Origin of the sequence: Nostoc sp., from assembly GCF_036917355.1 — a bacterium.
Taxonomy (GTDB): domain Bacteria; phylum Cyanobacteriota; class Cyanobacteriia; order Cyanobacteriales; family Nostocaceae; genus Nostoc.
The window spans coordinates 86,557-106,365 of the sequence record NZ_JBALDP010000102.1; the positions used below are offsets into that span (position 1 = coordinate 86,557).

Here is a 19,809-nt window from a genome sequence, read left to right on the forward strand (position 1 = left end):
ACTACGCCCTTCGGCTACGCTCAGGACAAGCTCAGGACAAGCTCAGTAAAAGTTCGTAATTATGAAATTCCCCAGCGCCAACTTGGTGTTTTGACTGGTGCATCCCAAAGCCGGATCATCTCGTCATCTAATTTCAGCAGGGTAATGGAGCAACCTTGCATTTCTAGAGATGTGATGTAAGGCCCTATCAAGTTTCGCACAATTTGCAATCCTTGCTGCTCGCAGATTTGGGCGAGTTTACGGTAAACAATATACAGTTCGGAAATCGGAGTTCCACCCATACTATTGACGAAAGCTAATAAGCGATCGCCTTTGGCAAATGGGAGATTTGTTAGCTCTACATCTGCCCATTGTTCTTTATCTTCATCCCACTCGCGTAGCATGCGGCTGTATGCTGCATCTTCAAGGAGCGATCGCGTCAATATTTCGGTAATCTCATCTACTGATTTGAGGGCTGTACGTTCTGTTCCTGGCTCACCGTGTATACCGATGCCTAATTCAATTTCGCGATCGCTTAATTCAAATGTCGGTGTTCCATTAGCGGGAACTGTACAAGATGTTAGAGCAATTCCCATACTCCGCCCATTCAGATTTACCCGACGACATAAATTTGCTACTTGTGGCAAATCATACCCTGCCTCAGCCGCCGCACCACAAATTTTTTCCGCTAGTATTGTTGTTCCCACACCCCGCCGTCCTTGGGTATAGAGACTATCCTTAACTGCTACATCGTCATCAATCAAAATATTTAGCGATCGAATGCCCTCACTACGGGCTAACTCCGTTGCCATCTCAAAGTTCATGACATCGCCACTGTAATTTTTGACGATATAAAGGATACCTGAGCCTCCATCTACAAGCTTTGCTGCTTCTAGCATTTGGTCTGGAGTTGGTGAAGTGAAAACCTCACCAGGACAAGCGGCATCCAGCATTCCTTTGCCCACGAAGCCAGCGTGCATTGGTTCATGTCCACTGCCACCACCTGAAATAATTGCTACTTTACCCGGAATAGGTGCATTGGCTCGATAGACAAAAGTCGGATCGTAGTTCAGTTTAATTAAATCGGAATGAGCCGCCGCCATACCTTCTAGACTTTCGCGCACAAAGTCTTCTGGCTTGTTGATCAGCTTTTTCATAATCCGTGTTTGGTTAAAAGGGTGCTAAAACTCAGGTTATAGCGCTTCAGGTTTGTATGCAATATAGTCTGACCTCTCTCTAAATCTCTCTCCTAAAAGGAGAGAGACTTTGAAATTTCCCCTTTCTCGCGTCAGGAAGGGGGTTAAGGGCTTAGGTTTTTCCTGGGCTTTTCCATATAATGTGAAAAGTCAGTTATTTAATGTCAATTCAAAGATTCCATCAACTGAATACACTTGTGCATCTGCTGGCGCATGGTTTCCCGATCGGAATGAAACCTTCGTCCATGACCTGGTAGTACCCACTCAAAAGAGTAATTAGCCAAGTTACGCATTGATTTAGTCTGTTCTGACCAAGAATACCAGCAGGCACCGTGGAATGCAGTCAGTTGGTGCAAGCTTTCTGACCAAGCGAGATGATCGCCAGTGAATAGAAACTTATTTTTGTAGAGTAAAACAGTTTGTCCTTTAGTGTGACCGGGAACTGGGATAATTAAGAAATCTGGTGTCAAAGAAAATGGTTCAGAACCAGTTAGCTGTATTTCTACATTGCGAGTATCCGCAGTAATATCATCAGTGTGGAGGATGCGATCGCACTGAAAATGCTCGGCAAACTTTTGATGATCTGCCACATCATCCTTATGAGTTAGGTACATATAACGAATTGGCCCCATTTCTTCTAAACGCTTGACTAAAGGCGGCGTAAACCGGGGAGAATCCACCAAAATGTTACCTTCTGGAAGTTGAATTAAATAGCTAGCAGCACCGTAAGATTTTTCAGAATGATAGCCGCAGTGGTAAACATTTTCCGCTACTAATATTGGAAACTTTTCTTGAGCAACTTTGATATCTTTTGGTTTCTCAACTGTGCCAATAGAACTAGTAGGACATGCTAAAAGTGCTTCAAGCGCTGCTAATCTTTCCGCTTCATTCGATGGCTGATGATAAACAGCCGATTGGTCATCAACATCATAAAATACTTCAGGAGCCATCCAGCGACAGGTATCACAATCAATACAGGTACTATCTACATAAAAATCGCCGTTGACATTTTGGGGACGACGCTGATTTAAATGAGCCATATTAATCCTTTTGCTTCCAGGCGCTTGGGGAGCGATAAACCTTATATCACTACGCTAGCAAAAGTTGACTTAAACTGTAGACTCCTGAAGGTTAGATATCGGCTATCTTAAAAAAGACAGCCTATCTGGACTTAAAGTTAAAGATTGATCGCACCTCTAGCCAACGCCTGGGATAACATAGGCGCAATCGCTTTATTTCAGAAATAAATGAACTTCGTCTAGATTACTGACAAAATTCAATTTGGTTTACCATAAAAGGAAGTTCTTTGGTATCATCCACTGCCATTTTCCTCACCCAACTCTTAAGTTCAGGAATCCATTTAAAACCTGCCTTTTTTGCAAGTTCCCTATTGTCATAGGTTACAAGAGCTTTAAACCAAGCTTTGGGTCTTAACGCCATTTGAAACATGGCGCTAAGGTTCTCCATCCGATCAAAAAGATATGCAATTAATTGACAGTCTGTTAATGCCCTATGATTTCCAAAAATACCAACATCATGCGCTGCTGCTAATTCAATAAGAGATTGACCAGATCGGATTTGACGAGGCCATTCAAATTCAGTACAGGTACAAACCCAAGGAAGTGGTTCATTTTTAGAGTTCAACAAAACAGGTAGCAGACTCTTTCCATTATTTGAAGAACCAAACCACTTCTGATCAAACTCAGCATTGTGTGCCACAATAACTTGCGCCTTCTTTGCCATCTCAGTTATCATCAACACACTTTCAACCGCTTGTTCTTCTGTTATTTCCATTAACGGTGCTGGCTTAATCCGGTTTATATACTCTGCCGGATTACTCTGTGCTGGGAGAAGAGTTGAATATTGTTTAATAGTAGTTTGGTGCTTCACCGAATACAAAATAGCTCCTAACTCTATAACCTGCCCTGTCTTAACGTCTAAGTTTGTGGTTTCTGTATCAAGGATTAGAACCTGATCGGGTGTAGGAAACTGAGCATTGGATGAAACGAAAGAATTTTGGGTCATAATAGAAGTAGAAATAAATAATTGAAAACATGCCTACCAAGTTGAAAGCTTGAGGGCATTTTTTTTGGCAATTTTGTTGCCGAATATATACACGTTACTTTGTCCGTATTGCTTTGTCAACACTAGCGGGTATATTATTTTTATCGTAGTATACGATAGCGATAATAGTATTTACTAGTGTAAGCTAATGTATACCTCGTAATTAAGTCTTAAAGAGCATTTATGAGAAAGATTAGCTGTAAGTTAAAAGACTTTATGGAAAAACGGCATTTATCCCAGTACCAATTAGCTAAAAACACTGGTATTAGCGTCAATGCTATTGGCAGACTTTATAAAGAAGAGTTTGATCGAATTGACTGCAATACTGCTGAAGTTTTGTGTAACTACTTTGGCTGTGACTTGGGTGATTTGTTTGTTATGCAAGCTGAAGGAATGAAAGAGCATGACCTTATAAAGCAATATGATGCAGGAGAAAGGGATTTTTCTGGTGTAGATTTAGGCGGGGCTATTCTAAGTCACGTAAACTTGACAGGAGCAAATTTAACAGGAGCAAACCTGACAGGAGCATGCTTGTGTCAAGCAGATTTGAGCAAAACTAACCTAGATCAGACTGACCTGAGAAGAGCCGATCTTGAAGGGGTAAACTTAAAGAAAGCAACACTCAGAGAGGCAAAGCTCCTTTTTGCAAAACTAGTGTCTGCAAAGCTGTTTTGTACGGAACTGAGTGAAGCAGACCTCAGCCAAGCTTCTCTCCAAAATGCAGAGCTTGGGTGGGCAAACCTAAGTAGGACTGTTTTAAAAGAAGCAAATTTAGATAATGCAGAAATGGTTAGAGTCAACTTGAGAGGAGCAAACTTGACAAATGCCAAAGCCAGGAAAGCGAATCTCAAGTTTGCAGACCTGCGTGAGACAAAACTGATTGATACCGATATAGCTGATGCCAACTTAGAAGCAGCTTGTTTAGTTAGTGCTGATCTGAGTAATGCTAACTTCAGTAAAGCCAAACTAGGAAAAGCTGATCTAAGTACTAGCAATCTGAGATGTATCAACTTGACTGATGCTGACTTGACTGGTGCTGACTTGACTGATGCTAACTTGACTGATGCTGACTTGACTGATGCTGACTTGACTGGTGCTAACTTGACTGGTGCCAACTTGACTGGTGCTAACTTGACTGGTGTCAGTTTACGGAGCGCTGATCTAACCAATGCTAATTTGGACGGTGCTAGCTTGAAGGGAGCAATCATGCCTGATGGCAAATTGTATCAATCTTTGAGCAGCGAAGAAGACAGATTCCTTGAAAACTTTTAGCTTTTAAGCCTAAATTGGGTTGTACTGGGAGAACCAGCGCACTTCTTTTTGATAGACTTACAAAGATTAAGTAACTTAACTATCAAGTATCGGTAGAGTATGACCCAAACGCAATCCTAAAATAATCCATCCTTCAAGAGCATCTTGCAAATCTTCCCGGCAAGCTTCTAGTGTTGCAGCGTTTGCCCAAACTCCTGGACACTCTGGAATTTCGCTATAGAAAGTTCCATCCTCAAGCAACTCGTAGGTTGCTTTGTGCATTGCTGTACGAATGTAATTTGTCAACATTTATATTTTTTACAACTTCATTCAGCTTTTTGATCAATTTGGTTATAACTAAAATTTTATTTTTAATCGCAAATCCGCCAAACTCTAATTATTATGTATAATTTTTAATTTCCAAAAATGCGATCGCGCCACTTTACCAAACGCGATCGCTAAATTTTCCATCCCCTAAGCTATAAAATGCAACTGATCGATCGCTGCATTAATTAGATTATGGGTAACGGGAAGACTATCAACTACCATCCCCAGACACAACAGCATCATGTAGGAGATGGAATAGAGAAACAACTCTCTAGCGACAGTGCGATCCTCTGGATTTTGCAACAGCCGCCAAGATTTGTGGATAAATAATCCTCCCAGACTTAGGGCGATCGCAGCATAAAGAATTCCACTCGCGCCCAAGGGATAAACCAATAACACGGTTGCAAATACTGTCACCAGCGTGTAGTACCAAATCTGCTTCACGGTTGCCGTATCACCTTCAATCACAGGTAGCATTGGTATCCCTACCTTTGCGTAATCGTCCCGAATCATCAAAGCTAAAGCCCAGAAATGGGGTGGTGTCCACAAAAAGACGATGGCGAAAATTAACCATGCTGACCAGCTTAATGTGCCTGTGACAGCAGCCCAACCCACTAAAGCTGGAATTGCCCCAGCAGCTCCACCAACAACTATATTCTGGGTGGTGTGGCGTTTTAGCCAGTGGGTATAGACCAAAATATAAAAGACGATGCCAGAGAAAGCTAGCACTGCGGCTAACAAATTGGCAAATACTGCTAGGAGTGTGAAGGAAATCGTCGCCAGTGCGATCGCAAAAATTAGAGCATCGCGTGGCTGCACCTTACCCGAAGGTATCGGACGATGGCGCGTCCGCTCCATGTCATAATCAATATCCCGGTCATAGACACAGTTAATCGTCTGGGCGCTTGCAGCAGCCAAAGTGCCACCAGTCAGAGTTACTAGCAACAGCAATGGGTCTACTTCTCCCTTAGCAGCAATCCACATACTCCCAGCTGTGGTAATCAAAAGCAACGGAATAATCCGAGGCTTGGTTAGCTGGTAGTAACTTTGAATTACCTGTAAAAATGTTTCGTGGTGGCGAGAGACATTAGTCTCAATCATTTTGGCTCTGGTTCCTTATTTTTCAACAACTTATATGCAGCCCCCGCTCAAGCTGGCTCTTTTAGGCAAACGAAAACACAGATTTTCTGCACCTGCGTGGGTCGCAATACTCGCCGTTGCGGCTTTCGTCGTTTAGTGAAGAGTGGGGAGCAGGGGGAGATGAGGGAGCAGGGGGAGATGAAGGAGAAAAACCAATGCTCAATGACGGCAGTTGCTCCATTTGGGAAGACCCCAGACGCTCGCGGACTCGCTAACGCTGCGCTATCGCCCTTGGCGTCTCCCCTTGGGAGAAGACCGCACTGCCTCCCCAATGCCCCATTCCCTACTCAGCACTCAGCACCCGTGAATCAGCACTCACTGAGTCACGCAGTGCGAGAACTGTGAAAACCACCAAAGTACCCAGCAAAGTAGCTCCTATAGCTTGGTGAGAGACTGTGAGAGGCTCGACTTGGAGGTGTAATTTGAAAGTGGCGAATCCCAACAAGATTTGTAAGGTTAACAACCCACCAGCTATATTTGCCAGTCGCCGTAAGGCTGGATGTAGCGCTGGTGTCCGCCAACAGATAAATACCATTGCCAAGGTTGCCACTGTTGGCGGCACCAAACCAGCAATATGGCTGTACATTACCGTACAAAGTTGAGAACCGCCGAGGCATTGGTGTAGCGCCCAGCGAGAGCCTACCAAAGCACCCAGCAAACTTTGCAGGTAAACCAGAACAGCAGCAGTTAAACCGACCCAAGGCAACTTACCAACGGTTCCAGTTCCCTGATAGGGAGTGAGTGCCGTGCCGATAATCAGGAGGGTGCTAAAAAATAATAGCGCCGTTCCTAAATGAGCGGTAACGATATCAAACCGCAACAGTTCGGTAACGGTAAGTCCCCCCAAGATGCCTTGGAAGACAATTAAAAACAGGGCGAATGTTGATGCCCAAGGCAGCCATCTGGGTAAGAAACGACGATGCCACCAGGACAAACCGAAGAGTGCGATCGCGCTTACACCAATTAAAGCCGCATCCAATCTGTGAAACCACTCCAGGAACACCTGAAGATTCATTTGCTTGGCTGGCACCAGTTCGCCATAGCATAAGGGCCAGTCTGGGCAAGCAAGTCCAGCATTCATCACGCGGGTGGCACTGCCTATTGCCATCAAAATTAAGGTGGCTATGCATATTTTCCACACCAAGCGACGAATCATTTCCTTGGGCTTTTGCTGCTGAAGAGCCGCTTCATTTTGTTGTTGTAGGACAAATTCGCTCATTAACGATACCTTCTGCCCGCTCTTGGTGGATCTGTTAAAATTTTCAATTTTCTTTTAGCGTCCTATCTCCACCCTAGCGTATAGGCTAAGGGTTTATAGATTAGCACTCACTTATACTTTGAATCACTCCAGAAAGGTTTTACCTGAAGCTTTAGGTATTTTTCAAGATGTCAGAAAAGGATTAATCACAATTAATTTAAGCATTCTAAATTTTTCCTTAAACTTTTTCACTGATTTTCATCTATTTTTGGCGTTGTATGATAGTAAACTCATACTCAAAATTACTAAAATAGCCAAAGAAATTAATAAAAATTTCAGACCTTTGTCCCCTATGTCTGACAGCCTAGACTACCTTAGTAAGTGAGTAGCTTCGAGATAACATAGTAAATTCAATTAAGTAAGCCGTGAAGATTCCAACTTCCATCTGGACATTACTCATTGGCATCGTGCTAACGCTAGCCAGCTTTTGGTACGGTCAAAATCACGGTCTGTTGCCAGCAGCCGCCACTGATGAAGCCGTCTTGGTGGATGGTCTGTTCAACGCGATGATGATCGTTTCTACAGGGATATTTCTGCTCGTTGAAGGTATTTTAATTTACTCTGCATTTAGATATCGTCAGCGTGCAGGTGACAATAAAGACGGTCCACCAGTTGAAGGCAATATACCTCTAGAAATTCTCTGGACAGCGATCCCAGCAATTATCGTTATCGGTATTTCTGTTTACAGCTTTGATGTCTACAACGAAATCGGTGGCTTTGATCCCCATGCTATTCATGAAGCGCCGATGATGAATCAGGAGTCAATGGCAATGCCTGGAAGTGCGATGGCGGCAACTTTAAGCGATACTCCTCCCAGCACCGAACCCAACCTCAATCAAGAAAAATCTGATGAGGCAATGCAAGACCCAGCTACCGCAGCAGTTCGTAATGCTGACCAAATTCCGCAAAAGCGGAATGCCCCAGGTGTAGGTAGTGTTGCTCCGACAATTGGGGGAACTCCTGATAAAGCAGGTAAACCAGCAGAATTACAAGTCAACGTCACTGGTCTACAATATGCCTGGATTTTCACTTATCCTGAAACTGGTATAACTACAGGTGAAATGCACGTCCCCATCGGGCGAGAAGTGCAAATCAGTATGACCGCCAACGATGTCATTCATGCCTTCTGGGTGCCAGAGTTCCGCCTGAAACAAGATGCGATTCCTGGTAGGCAAAGCGAGATTCGCTTCACCCCCCAAAAAGCAGGAGATTATACCCTGATCTGTGCTGAACTTTGTGGCCCCTATCACGGTGCAATGAGAGCGCCAGTAGTTGTTGAGCCACAAGAAGCCTTTGACAAGTGGATGCAAGAACAGCTAGTTGCCAGCAAAGAAACGCTAAATCAAGCCATTGCTGTTAACCCTGCCGATCTATCCCCAAATGAATTTCTTGCTCCTTACACCAAGGATATGGGAATTAAACCAGAAATTCTGCATCAAGTTCACCATTAATCAATATGTTATTTAGTCAAAATCCAATGACTAATGACTAATGACTAATGACCAATGACTAATGACTATGACACAAGCTCAGTTGCAAGAAACTGCCAATATCCCCGCCCTTAGTGAAGAGACGGGGATCAGAAAATGGCAAGACTACTTTGGCTTCAACACCGACCATAAGGTGATTGGGATTCAATACCTAGTTACTACGTTCATTTTCTACTGCATTGGTGGGGTGATGGCTGACTTGGTTCGTACAGAACTGCGAACCCCAGAAGTCGATTTTGTCACCCCTGAAGTTTACAACAGCTTATTTACGCTGCACGCCACGATCATGATTTTCTTGTGGATCGTGCCAGCTGGTGCGGGTTTTGCTAACTTCCTCATTCCCTTGATGATTGGGGCAAAGGATATGGCATTTCCGCGCTTGAATGCTGTTGCCTTTTGGATGATTCCCCCTGCGGGTTTATTGTTGATCGCTAGTTTAGTGGTAGGCGATGCACCAGATGCGGGTTGGACTTCCTACCCTCCCCTGAGCTTGGTAACAGGTCAAGTCGGTGAGGGAATTTGGATTATGAGCGTCCTTTTACTAGGTACGTCATCGATTTTAGGGGCAATCAATTTCTTGGTGACATTGCTCAAGATGCGTATCCCTGGTATGGGGGTTCATCAAATGCCCTTGTTCTGCTGGGCGATGTTTGCTACCTCGGCACTGACTTTGGTATCTACACCAGTGCTAGCAGCAGGTTTGATTCTGCTTGCCTTTGACTTAATCGCCGGGACAACATTTTTTAATCCAACTGGCGGTGGCGACCCTGTAGTTTACCAGCACATGTTCTGGTTTTACTCCCACCCAGCGGTTTACATCATGATTTTGCCCTTTTTTGGCGCAATTTCAGAAATTATCCCCGTGCATTCCCGCAAGCCGATTTTTGGCTATAAAGCGATCGCTTATTCGTCTCTTGCTATTAGCTTTTTGGGGCTAATTGTTTGGGCGCACCACATGTTTACCAGCGGTATCCCCGGTTGGTTGCGGATGTTCTTTATGATCACCACGATGATCATTGCCGTACCCACAGGAATTAAAATTTTCAGCTGGTTAGCAACCATGTGGGGTGGAAAAATCCGGCTTAACAGTGCCATGCTGTTCGCTATTGGCTTTGTTGGCACCTTTGTAATTGGCGGGATCAGTGGCGTGATGTTGGCAGCAGTGCCCTTTGATATTCACGTTCACGACACCTATTTTGTGGTAGCACACTTGCACTACGTGCTATTTGGTGGTAGTGTTCTCGGCATTTATGCAGCGATTTACCACTGGTTCCCAAAAATGACGGGACGCATGGTGAACGAATTTTGGGGTAAGGTTCACTTTGCCTTAACAATAGTTGGTCTAAATATGACCTTCTTACCAATGCACAAGCTGGGATTAATGGGCATGAACCGCCGTATTGCCCAGTATGACCCCAAATTTACCTTTCTCAACGAAATCTGCACTTATGGCGCTTACATACTAGCAGTTTCGACATTCCCCTTCATCATCAATGCCATTTGGAGTTGGTTATACGGCGAGAAAGCTGGTAATAATCCCTGGAGGGCACTTACCTTAGAGTGGATGACAACTTCACCACCAGCGATCGAGAATTTCGATCGAACCCCAGTACTGGCTACAGGCCCCTACGACTACGGTTTGGAAAATGCTAATGAAGATGTACCTTTATCCGATCCCAATCCCGTCTTATCTGGTGGGCCAAACTCAGTATTAAGAGCAGAACCCGACCCAGCGGTTGCCGCCAATCCCGAAGACCGGAAATAGAGTTAGGAGTTATGAGTTATGAATGATGAGTTATGACTTTAATAAAGTTGTTAGTTCAAAATTTTTAACTCCTAACTTTTAACTCTTAACTTTTAACTCCCCATTCCCCACTTATCAAAATTCATGCAAAGTCAAACTATTGACCCAGCTAAAACGGAACTGAATCATCACCATGCAGCGGAAGCGTCCGTCGGTCATCATGAAGAACATCCAGACCATCGTCTGTTTGGGCTAATAGTCTTCCTGATTGCTGAAGGGATGATTTTTTTGGGACTGTTCGGAGCCTACTTGGCTTTCCGTGCTACCTTACCTGCATGGCCCCCAGCCGGTACCCCAGAATTAGAACTATTGCTACCTGGAGTTAACACCATCAATCTAATTTCTAGTAGTTTTGTCATGCACAATGCCGACACAGCTATTAAAAAGAACGATACACGGGGTGCGCAAATCTGGTTAGCAATTACTGCTGCAATGGGTGCTATTTTCTTGGTGGGTCAAGTATATGAATATACCCATTTAGAATTTGGTTTAACTACCAATTTATTTGCCAGTGCATTTTACGTTTTGACTGGTTTCCACGGATTGCACGTTACTCTCGGCGTTTTGGCAATTGTTGCTGTGTTGTGGCGATCGCGCCTTCCAGGTCACTATAGTAACGAAAAGCACTTTGGTATTGAAGCAGCCGAAATCTATTGGCACTTCGTTGACGTGATTTGGATTATTTTGTTCGGATTACTGTATCTACTGTGAGTATTAATTAACTAGTTGTTCAATCCACGCGGACAACTTAATAAGCCCCCACTAAGGGGCTTTTTTTATTAACAGAATAAAAATATCAGTGAAAAAGATTGTAGAGACGTAGCAGTACTATCCTTATACAATGGTTACAGATAATACATATTTATCGGTTTCCTAAAAAAGTTAAATAAAAAATATATAAAAACAAGCTAATAGGACTCGCCCTTTCAAGGTGGTGAAATTTGAAACAAAGATTGGTTATTTCAACTTTCAGAAAGCCCAAAATCTGAGCGGAGGATTCAAGATGGTAGCGCTGAAACAACGTATGTTCATTTGTCACCTTGAAAGGGCTAGTTTTAGCTAAGACTATTCCTACTATTATGCAATTGAGTTATTGGAAGCGATATAGATGCAAGTAAAGTAAAAGGTGGGAAAGGTCGGAAAAGTAGGATGTTTGGGAGAAAGTATTGAATAACCAGTTAATATACTGTAAATTGATATTCTAAGGACTGAGTAAACCAATAAACAAAGAAAGTTCGCAAATTTATGCGGATTTAATTTAAGGAAATGCCGTCCTAATATTTCTTATAGTCATAAAAGTAGAAACTTGAAGTTATTGGAAAGATTGCAAGTATTGTAATTCGCAATTTTGCTTTCTCATTTAAGTAGTTGATACCAATTCAAAAAATGTTTGCGACATATAACCCAACCAGCGCTGACGCGTACCCTTGTCTTGCTAAGGGTAGGTAGGGATGGATTATTTTTTAAGAATTGGTATCACACGTGTTAATTGTGGTATTTCGTTAAAGCGAATACACATTACAGGTTTGCCAGAATTATGAGTAGATCGAGATCGTAACATGTGTGAGTGATTAAAAAGTTACACCTAATTTACCTCAAAAACCATCACTCGATATTTAACTCAAAAACTTACCCGATATTTTTTAGTTTTTTCGTCAAACTCACATTGATCTGACAAAGCGATCGCAGTTAATAACGCCTAAAATCTGGTAACAAAACTGTGGCGAACACCGTAAAGGTATTTGTGCCTTTAAATTTCACTGTTCAAGGTTTTGTCAGTAATCAGACTTAACAGTTAAAAATAACCATCCTGACTGATAAATATTATTCTCTGCCCACAGTTTAAACCCTGTGGACTAGTGTTAAATTTACTTAAGTGATAATATTACAGAAGTATTTCATAAATTAATTTTGTATTAAGATACTTATAAGAGTATTAAACAAAGCAATCAAGCAACTAAGCAGCAAACGTATCCAAAGCATAGGTCGCGCGATGGCTAACTGCCGCAAATACCAGTAAATCTAGCAGCAAGCAGTTATTCATAACCTTACTCAAGCTCTGAATGGTCAGTAAATTAAGAAGTAGTATACGCCACATGAGCCACAACCCTTTAGTCAGAAAAACACTCCGGAGTCGCTTTGAGACTGTCAAAGTGATGGGAAGCGGAGAATCTGATAATACTTACCTATTAGGGGGTGCTATACGTAACAGACATCGATCGTCTTTCAACAGAAAAACACTTCGGAATCGCTTTGAGATTGTCAAACACTTAGGAAGTGGAGGTTCTGGTGATACCTACTTGGCCATTGACTTGGATTTACCAGGACAACCTCATTGTGTGGTCAAACATTTCCACCCGAAAGATTCCAACCCTGCTGTTCTACCCATCGCTAAAAAGCTATTCGATCGGGAAGCGGAAGTTTTATATCAGCTAGGCAACGACCACGATCAAATTCCGAGACTGTTTGCCCATTTTGATGAAGATGGAGATTTCTATTTAGTCCAGGAATTTATTGACGGTCATGCGTTGACTCAAGAAATTGTCCCAGGTCAGCGTCTGAACGAGAATACAGTCGTAAATTTATTAAAAGATATTCTAGAAGTACTGGCTTTCGTTCATCAGCACGATATTATTCATCGAGATATTAAGCCTCAAAACTTAATGCGGCGGTACTCCGATCAAAAGATTGTGCTAATTGATTTTGGGAGTATTAAGAAAATTGGTGCTTTGGGAGCAGGCTTAACAATTGCGGTTGGGACTCCTGGCTATATGCCAAGCGAACAGGCTAAGGGAAAGCCAAAACTTTGCAGCGATATTTATGCAGTCGGGATGATTGGCATTCAAGCTTTAACAGGTTTAATGCCTGAGCAATTACCAGAAGATCCCAGTACTGGAGAAGTTATCTGGCGCGATAAGGCAGAGGTAAGTGATGCTCTGGCAAATATTTTAGATACAATGGTTCGCGATCGCTACAACCAGCGTTATCAGTCTGCCACAGAAGCTTTACAAGCACTTAATTCTGACGTAGCCTTACCACAGTCTTCACAATCTCCTGACATCAACCCCAAGGCTGATGATACCTATTTGCTAACTTATAGAAACTTTATTTTGCTACTGGGTATTGGTCTTGGTGCAACTACGAGTTTGATAGTAATAGTTTTAATCTACACATTTATTAATACGGGGACATCGCTTCCAAATCAACCTACTCCACTCAAGAGTTTTCTAGAAAGATTTGTTGAGTTCCCGTTAACTAATACAAGTAATCTACTAGCTAAATCAGCACCTAACAGAAAAATCTGTCAAAGCAATTGCACCATTGCAAAAGCTACCAAAGAGCAAATTTAATTTCACTACATTAGAAAAGTTAATCATCTAGCAGCAATCATCAGACTGGCTATTAACTAGCTATTACAAATTTACTGTAAATTTAAATATTTCAAGATTACTGTAGGATAAATACTTAGATATTCCTGTAAGATAAATACAATGAAACAATATTTAAAAATATGGACAATACAAATCAAAGAAAAGCTTTAATTAACAGCGAAATCTCTCTCTTTCTCAGAGGTTTGATTATTGGTAAAGTTCTCACACTTATGGTTATTGGCGGATTACTTTGGTGGTTATTGAAGCCAAATGTATTCTCCCGCAACAGCGTTAACTCCTCTAATCAAAATTTCAATCGCATCTCTAATAATGCATCAAGTTTTCAGACAGTTGCTGATGTTCCCCCTGCCTCATTCAATTACGGAGGTAGTACGGCTTGGGCATCTATTCGGCAGTTGGTAGATTCTCAGATCCAGAGCGATCGCCCGGAACTACAATTACGTTATGTAAATCCTGTTAATGGTAGTCCTGGTTCTAGCTCCGGGATTCGGATGTTGCTTGATGGGAAACTAGACTTTGCTCAGTCTTCCCGTCCCCTCACAGATGAAGAACAAGCTATGGCAAAAGAGCGAGGCTTCACCCTTGAGCAACGTCAAGTGGGTATGGATGGGATAGCAGTGGTAGTCAACCCATCACTCAATGTGCCTGGTTTAACTGTTGAACAATTGCAGCAAATTTATTTAGGGAAAATTACTAACTGGAATCAAGTCGGCGGGCCAAATCTACCCATCACAGCTTTTTCTCAACGACCAGAGGACGCAGATATAGTAATATTTCGCGACTTAAAAGGGCAAGCATTTGGCTCTAATGTGCAGTATGTCTACTCTGCTACAGATGCAGTGCGCCAACTCAGTAAAACCCCTGGTGGTGTGTATTACGCTTCTGCCCGTTCAGTAGTCTTTCAATGTAGCGTCAAGGCTTTGCCATTGGGTCAGACTTCCGATCGGCTAATTACCCCCTATCAGCAGCCGATGGTTTCACCTGAACAATGTCCGCGTCAGCGCAACCAGCTAAATACTCAGGCGATCAAAAATGGCAGCTATCCGATGATTGCTAATTTGTTTGTGATTATTAAGCAGAATAAAGGTTCAGAACAGCAGATTGGAAATGCTTATGCCAATCTTTTATTAACTGACCAAGGGCAAAGAGCAATTGAACAAGCTGGTTTCGTTGGCGTTCGCTAGTACAGCGATCGCACTTTCCACTACAGATTATTCAGATCCCCGACTTCTTTAAGAAGTCGGGGATATTGGGGAAGCGATGCCTACGACGGTAAACTACGCAACATTTACTATTTATGTATTTATCATCTGAGTTGAAAATATTTACATTCACTCGACAGCATAAGAAGTAAACTGGCGCTTAAAAGCAGAATGGAACCCAATAACAATATCAGAAGGAGGTACACCTAACTCAACCAATCGTTCAGCAACAGACTCTTCTGTACCGTTATACTGAATCCATATTTTCCCATCTTGAATATCAAAATGCATGACCGGGCCAAACACCCGCTTATCTCCTTGCCAGCCAACGTAAGCTAGTTGATAATGGTTGTTTTCGTTGTCTAAAATTAATTGTGATTTGACAGTATCGTTATAAGACGTGATTTGTTGATGTTCGCTGAGAATTTGTTTGATAAATTGTCGATAGCGTTCTATTTTATCCATAGCCGAATTTCCTCACGTTTTGGGTCGTAAATTATCAACTTAACTTGGTAACGATGAAGGGTGCGTTGGACAAAAGAAAGTTGGAAAAAGTCTTCATATGTTTCGATAGGAACAGCTAAATAAAGCACTCTGTCTGCTTCTTTCTCTTCAATAGCTTGGCAGTAATTCAAATATTGTCCGAGTGCAGTATGAAATTCACTAATATCTGAATCTGCAATAAAACTCTTAATTTCAACAGCTATTTTCTCTGTATTCCGTTCTGCGGCAATGGCATTTTCAGCCGCTAAGTCTATTTGTAGTTTAATGGCTTCACTAACACGAATTGTAAAAGGGTCGTGAGTAATTATCCACCCATCTTTGATTAATGCTTTTTTTACCTGTTGATGGAAAACATCTTTAGCCATTTTGCTATCTCTAGATTAGAGTCTCAAAATGAAAATATTCTATTTTTATGATATTTTAGCGTTTAGCTGAACCCAAAATTAGATTTTTGCTCTATGCAGTGCGTTCCCCAAACGGGTTGTCGTTCGCGCAGCGTGTCGTAGACAAGACATCGCACTCTCCATTATTCTGCATTGCTGTGGAAAGTTTCTCTAAATTTTGACGAATAGTGACACTACGGTGATGATTTACACCCCAGACTCGTTCACAAATATCTAAAGCTTGCAAATACAGGGGTTCTGCTTCACCGTAACGTCCAGTTTCCCGATAAATCTCTGCCAGATTATTCAGACTTTCGGCAACATTGGGATGATTTTCTCCCAATAGGTGCTTATCAAGTTCTAAGGCTTTTATACATAAGGGTTCCGCTTCATTGTAACGTCCCTGTTCCCTGTACATATAACCAAGAGCGTAGATAGTATCTGCTAAAAGCGGATGCGCCTTTTGTAATACACGCTGCTTGAGTTCTAATGATTCCAAAAACAAAGATTCCGCTTCACTGTAGCGTCCTTGAGCGCGGTATATTAAACCTAAATTGTGCAAATCTGTGGCAACATCAGGATTTTCTTCTCCCAAAAATCGCTTATCTAATTCTATTGCTTGTTGCGATAAAGGTTCAGCTTCACTGTAACGTCCTTGATGATAATAAAGTAGCGCTAAATTATTTAGTATAAGAGCAAAAGAAAGATGATTTTCACCCAGCAGACGTTTTTCGAGTTCTAATGATTGCAAATACAGAGGTTCCGCTTCGTCATAACGTCCTTGTTCATCATATAGTAATGCCAAATTGTTCAGACTAGCGGCAACATCGGCATGGTGTTCTCCTAACAACCCTTTCCTCAGTTCTAAAGCTTGTTGATATAAAACTTCTGCTTTACTATATTGGCCAGTAGATTTGTAAAGTCCTGCCAAATTATTCAGGCTAGTAGCAAAAGCAGGATGATTTTCTCCTAACAGGCGTTTTCTCAGTTCTAAAGCTTGTTTATATAAGGGTTCGGCTTCGCTATAGTTTCCCGTTGCACGATATATTCCTGCTAAATTGTTGAGGCTATTAGCTAAGTCTATCTGCAAACCTAATTCATTTTGTAGCTCACTCGCCTGTCGCCAATATTTAATTGCTAATTCCTGTTCTTCTTGATAGTTTTGAGATTCACCACGATCTAATCTGCTGTGGTAAATATCGCCCAATCTTGAGTATAAAGTAGCCAAGGTAGGGTCTTTAGTTCCCCGTTCTTGTTCTACTTTCTCGATTAACCTTTGTAAATCTTGAATAGGTAAGAAAAAGCGATTAGTTTCATTAGTATCTGTGCTAGCTAATTCTGTATCTCGAAAAACAAAGCGGATATTTTCTAATTCTTTCCCAGGAATAGCATTTGTCTTTTGAGATTCAAACCGAAATACACCATTGCGCCAACTCCAAAAATCAGGAGCTTTTTTAATTAGGTTGACTAAAATTTGGTTAGTTACCCAAAGCACGATCGCAAATGGAAATTCGCGCAATCCTTCCCTAGTCCACTGTAAGTAACCAAAAAACTTTTCCTGTTCTGATTGCTCATTTCCCAACCTGAGAAAATACAATTGTTCAGCACCCGTCACAGTGATTACCGCCAGGTTCTGCTGACGGAGATATTCTTCTTGTTGTACCAATTGGTTAAGAGCAGCTTTGAGACTAGGTTCTTGACGTGCTAAAGTTACTCGATATGCACCGAAGGCGGGTTGTAGTTCAGCTTCATATTGAGCAATAATCTCATCGCGAAAGCTCGCATCATCGCAAACTGCAATCAGTAAATTTAATCCCCGCTTTTGAGCTTCAATAGAAACAATTAAATCATCATACGCATCTTGATTTTCTCCTTCATCATCTAATAATTCCTCATTTAACATTAATGGCTCCCTGTCTTCTCAAGCTTTCGATAATAATTGGATGAACATCATACCAAGTTTCATCAGTGCGATATTCTAGAACATACAGCCCATGTAACAAATCTAAAAACTCTGCTTGTTTGGGGTCGTTGGGCATAAATTGTTCATAAACGCTCTGCAAAATATCGATATCAGTTTTTCCTAAACGGATCGAAAAATCATTGCGAATTTTATTGATTGCTTGCAAAAGAATTTTATCATCAATAATAACTTGGGCTGAAGGATTTCGCCGGATCGTTCGCAAACATATACGACAACATTCCTTAGAAATCCGAATTAATTCTCGTAATACGCCACCACTGTAAATTACGATTTTTTCAGCCGTTTCTGCTGCGATTAATTCACTTGAAATCCGCTTTTGTAAAACCTCACCGAGAATCTTTGTTGCTTCTGGGCGAGGTTGGGCATTTGGGAAGCGGTTTTTACCTTTATCAAATATTTTTAAGACAGGCATTGCTACAACTTGGTCGTTGGTTTCAGTAGCAATTATTGTGCTAATAAATGTTTCTCGAAGAACTGCAATAGGGATAGTGTAAATAATTTGAAAGTTAGGTTGACAGAGAGCTTTAATGTTATCTCGATAAATTTCGTTAACTCTGCCTAAGTCCAGTTTATCTAAATCATCAATAATTACTAAAACGTTTTGTTTCGTTGCAGCTTGAATTAGAGCAGCAATTTCGTTAATTCTGGCAACTAAATCTGATAACTTGCGTTCAAACTCTTGCTTAATTTCATCCCGAACGCTTGCATCAGCTTTTAATTTAGAACTAATCAACTTTAAAAGGTCAAAACCTATACTAACTTCTGCTTGCAAATTGGATTCTTCAGTGCGAGTGCGGGTAGCGAACCACTTATAAAGAGCTTCTTTAGTAGATTGTGGAATATCAACTTTGCGTGCTTCTGCCTCTGTCATTAAATTAACTGCGATCGCAAACAGTATATTAATATGATTAACAGCCGACATTTCAATTTTGTCAGCAATAGAAAAGAGAACTACAAAATACTTATCTTGAATTTGTCGGCTAAATTCAGCTAACAAAGTAGACTTACCACATCCTCGATGTCCTGTAAAGACAATTTTGCCATCTCCATTCGGACTATCTTCGACTAATTGGTTCAGGTCTGCAATCAAATCATCACCATATTCGACTCGAAATCTTTCCATTTCGTTCCGTTCCATCAACGGAAACAGTTCGAGATTGCTGTATGCTTCTTGAAAGGAGTTTAATAAGTCTTGAGACATTGGATGGTGCTGTTAACGTGCTAACTATTCATATAATGGCTCATGATTTTTGAAGCACAAGTTTAGGTCATGTCTAGGATAGAGTACGCCTAGATAACTTCTTCGATTCCGTTAATAAATAACTACTAGGTGAGTGGTATGTTATGTGTTAAAAAGAGATGCCAGAATTACCAATTTTCAACCTATTAATGAGTAACAGAGGTCAATAATTAATCAGACTGAATGATAGATTATACATTCAATAATTTAAACTGAATGATAGATTATACAGATAACATCCTAAAAGCTACTTAACATATAAATAAAATAAAATTTTCAGTTATAAAAATAAATTTTTAGTGTGCTTCGTCTCATTTCCCTCTAGCCGATGCGATGGTAGCTGTTGTTACTATTAGTTAGTAGTCTGTCAAGGAATAATTAACGAGTACATTCTTTGTAGAGACGGCGATTTATCGCGTCTCTCTAACGCGTCAATTTTTTAGACGCGATAAATTGCGTCTCTACATGAGATAAAGCTCTGCGACATCAAAACCAGCTTTTGCGACATCAAAACCAGCTTTTGCGACATCAAAACCAGCTTTTGCGACATCAAAACCAGCTTTTGCGACATCAAAACCAGCTTTTGCGACATCAA

General features: G+C 41.5%; 16 protein-coding genes. 6 read left to right on the forward strand and 10 right to left on the reverse strand.

From position 1 onward, the window contains the following. Positions 1–59: 59 nt before the first annotated feature. The 3 genes from dhaK to V7K53_RS30440 form a co-directional block, all read right to left on the reverse strand. The gene (gene dhaK / locus V7K53_RS30430) at positions 60–1,136 is read right to left on the reverse strand and encodes a dihydroxyacetone kinase subunit DhaK (protein ID WP_335201206.1); all 1,077 of its coding nucleotides are present in this window, start codon (positions 1,134–1,136) and stop codon (positions 60–62) included. A gap of 203 nt (positions 1,137–1,339) precedes the next feature. After that, positions 1,340–2,215, reverse strand: a complete 876-nt coding sequence (locus V7K53_RS30435; RefSeq protein ID WP_335201207.1) for an MBL fold metallo-hydrolase — start codon at positions 2,213–2,215, stop codon at positions 1,340–1,342. Between the two features lie 223 nt (positions 2,216–2,438). Then, positions 2,439–3,200: a 3'-5' exonuclease gene (locus tag V7K53_RS30440; protein ID WP_335201208.1), complete on the reverse strand. Its 762-nt coding sequence runs from the start codon at positions 3,198–3,200 to the stop codon at positions 2,439–2,441. A gap of 222 nt (positions 3,201–3,422) precedes the next feature. Here V7K53_RS30440 and V7K53_RS30445 point away from each other — a divergent pair, with 222 nt between their 5' ends. Beyond that, entirely contained in the window at positions 3,423–4,511 is a 1,089-nt protein-coding gene (locus V7K53_RS30445) for a pentapeptide repeat-containing protein (RefSeq protein WP_335201209.1), read from the forward strand. A gap of 75 nt (positions 4,512–4,586) precedes the next feature. On the opposite strand, the gene V7K53_RS30450 is transcribed toward V7K53_RS30445, so the two are convergent. From V7K53_RS30450 to V7K53_RS30460, 3 genes are all read right to left on the reverse strand, one after another. After that, positions 4,587–4,799 (reverse strand): type II toxin-antitoxin system HicB family antitoxin, encoded by a 213-nt coding sequence (locus V7K53_RS30450; protein ID WP_335201210.1) that lies wholly within the window; start codon positions 4,797–4,799, stop codon positions 4,587–4,589. A gap of 165 nt (positions 4,800–4,964) precedes the next feature. Continuing rightward, a complete protein-coding gene (locus tag V7K53_RS30455; protein ID WP_335201211.1) occupies positions 4,965–5,918 on the reverse strand; it encodes a heme o synthase in 954 nt (317 codons plus the stop codon). 322 nt (positions 5,919–6,240) lie between these two features. Then, entirely contained in the window at positions 6,241–7,176 is a 936-nt protein-coding gene (locus V7K53_RS30460) for a COX15/CtaA family protein (RefSeq protein ID WP_335201212.1), read from the reverse strand. Between the two features lie 404 nt (positions 7,177–7,580). On the opposite strand from V7K53_RS30460, the gene V7K53_RS30465 reads away from it, so the two are divergent. The 5 genes from V7K53_RS30465 (at position 7,581) to V7K53_RS30485 (ending at position 15,085) form a co-directional block, all read left to right on the forward strand. Further along, complete coding sequence (locus V7K53_RS30465; protein WP_335201213.1) at positions 7,581–8,666, forward strand: cytochrome c oxidase subunit II; 1,086 nt, start codon at positions 7,581–7,583, stop codon at positions 8,664–8,666. 67 nt (positions 8,667–8,733) lie between these two features. Next, positions 8,734–10,470: a cytochrome c oxidase subunit I gene (ctaD, locus tag V7K53_RS30470; RefSeq protein ID WP_335201222.1), complete on the forward strand. Its 1,737-nt coding sequence runs from the start codon at positions 8,734–8,736 to the stop codon at positions 10,468–10,470. A gap of 123 nt (positions 10,471–10,593) precedes the next feature. Continuing rightward, positions 10,594–11,220: a cytochrome c oxidase subunit 3 gene (locus tag V7K53_RS30475; protein ID WP_335201214.1), complete on the forward strand. Its 627-nt coding sequence runs from the start codon at positions 10,594–10,596 to the stop codon at positions 11,218–11,220. A gap of 1,385 nt (positions 11,221–12,605) precedes the next feature. Further along, the gene (locus V7K53_RS30480; protein WP_335201215.1) at positions 12,606–13,859 is read left to right on the forward strand and encodes a serine/threonine-protein kinase; all 1,254 of its coding nucleotides are present in this window, start codon (positions 12,606–12,608) and stop codon (positions 13,857–13,859) included. A 161-nt stretch (positions 13,860–14,020) separates the two neighbouring features. Beyond that, on the forward strand, positions 14,021–15,085 hold the full coding sequence (locus V7K53_RS30485) for a PstS family phosphate ABC transporter substrate-binding protein (protein WP_335201216.1): 1,065 nt from the start codon (positions 14,021–14,023) through the stop codon (positions 15,083–15,085). A gap of 147 nt (positions 15,086–15,232) precedes the next feature. On the opposite strand, the gene V7K53_RS30490 is transcribed toward V7K53_RS30485, so the two are convergent. From V7K53_RS30490 to V7K53_RS30505, 4 genes are all read right to left on the reverse strand, one after another. Next, entirely contained in the window at positions 15,233–15,568 is a 336-nt protein-coding gene (locus V7K53_RS30490) for a XisI protein (RefSeq protein WP_335201217.1), read from the reverse strand. Continuing rightward, on the reverse strand, positions 15,556–15,972 hold the full coding sequence (locus tag V7K53_RS30495) for a XisH family protein (RefSeq protein WP_335201218.1): 417 nt from the start codon (positions 15,970–15,972) through the stop codon (positions 15,556–15,558). Before V7K53_RS30495 ends, V7K53_RS30490 begins: the two co-directional genes overlap by 13 nt. 91 nt (positions 15,973–16,063) lie before the next feature. Continuing rightward, positions 16,064–17,893 (reverse strand): tetratricopeptide repeat protein, encoded by a 1,830-nt coding sequence (locus V7K53_RS30500; RefSeq protein WP_335201220.1) that lies wholly within the window; start codon positions 17,891–17,893, stop codon positions 16,064–16,066. Further along, positions 17,883–19,175 carry an ATP-binding protein gene (locus V7K53_RS30505; RefSeq protein WP_335194276.1) on the reverse strand — a complete coding sequence of 431 codons (1,293 nt, stop codon included), beginning with the start codon at positions 19,173–19,175 and terminating at the stop codon, positions 17,883–17,885. The genes V7K53_RS30500 and V7K53_RS30505 overlap by 11 nt, the downstream gene beginning before the upstream one ends. Positions 19,176–19,809 lie beyond the last annotated feature (634 nt).

Coding starts and splice junctions, on each gene's coding strand:
- ctaD (WP_335201222.1), top strand. CDS start 8,734: ATGACACAAGCTCAGTTGCAAGAAACTGCCAATATCCCCGCCCTTAGT.
- V7K53_RS30445 (WP_335201209.1), top strand. CDS start 3,423: ATGAGAAAGATTAGCTGTAAGTTAAAAGACTTTATGGAAAAACGGCAT.
- V7K53_RS30505 (WP_335194276.1), bottom strand. CDS start 19,175: ATGTCTCAAGACTTATTAAACTCCTTTCAAGAAGCATACAGCAATCTC.
- V7K53_RS30450 (WP_335201210.1), bottom strand. CDS start 4,799: ATGTTGACAAATTACATTCGTACAGCAATGCACAAAGCAACCTACGAG.
- V7K53_RS30455 (WP_335201211.1), bottom strand. CDS start 5,918: ATGATTGAGACTAATGTCTCTCGCCACCACGAAACATTTTTACAGGTA.
- V7K53_RS30500 (WP_335201220.1), bottom strand. CDS start 17,893: ATGTTAAATGAGGAATTATTAGATGATGAAGGAGAAAATCAAGATGCG.
- V7K53_RS30460 (WP_335201212.1), bottom strand. CDS start 7,176: ATGAGCGAATTTGTCCTACAACAACAAAATGAAGCGGCTCTTCAGCAG.
- V7K53_RS30440 (WP_335201208.1), bottom strand. CDS start 3,200: ATGACCCAAAATTCTTTCGTTTCATCCAATGCTCAGTTTCCTACACCC.
- V7K53_RS30480 (WP_335201215.1), top strand. CDS start 12,606: ATGAGCCACAACCCTTTAGTCAGAAAAACACTCCGGAGTCGCTTTGAG.
- V7K53_RS30435 (WP_335201207.1), bottom strand. CDS start 2,215: ATGGCTCATTTAAATCAGCGTCGTCCCCAAAATGTCAACGGCGATTTT.
- V7K53_RS30495 (WP_335201218.1), bottom strand. CDS start 15,972: ATGGCTAAAGATGTTTTCCATCAACAGGTAAAAAAAGCATTAATCAAA.
- V7K53_RS30485 (WP_335201216.1), top strand. CDS start 14,021: ATGGACAATACAAATCAAAGAAAAGCTTTAATTAACAGCGAAATCTCT.
- V7K53_RS30475 (WP_335201214.1), top strand. CDS start 10,594: ATGCAAAGTCAAACTATTGACCCAGCTAAAACGGAACTGAATCATCAC.
- V7K53_RS30490 (WP_335201217.1), bottom strand. CDS start 15,568: ATGGATAAAATAGAACGCTATCGACAATTTATCAAACAAATTCTCAGC.
- dhaK (WP_335201206.1), bottom strand. CDS start 1,136: ATGAAAAAGCTGATCAACAAGCCAGAAGACTTTGTGCGCGAAAGTCTA.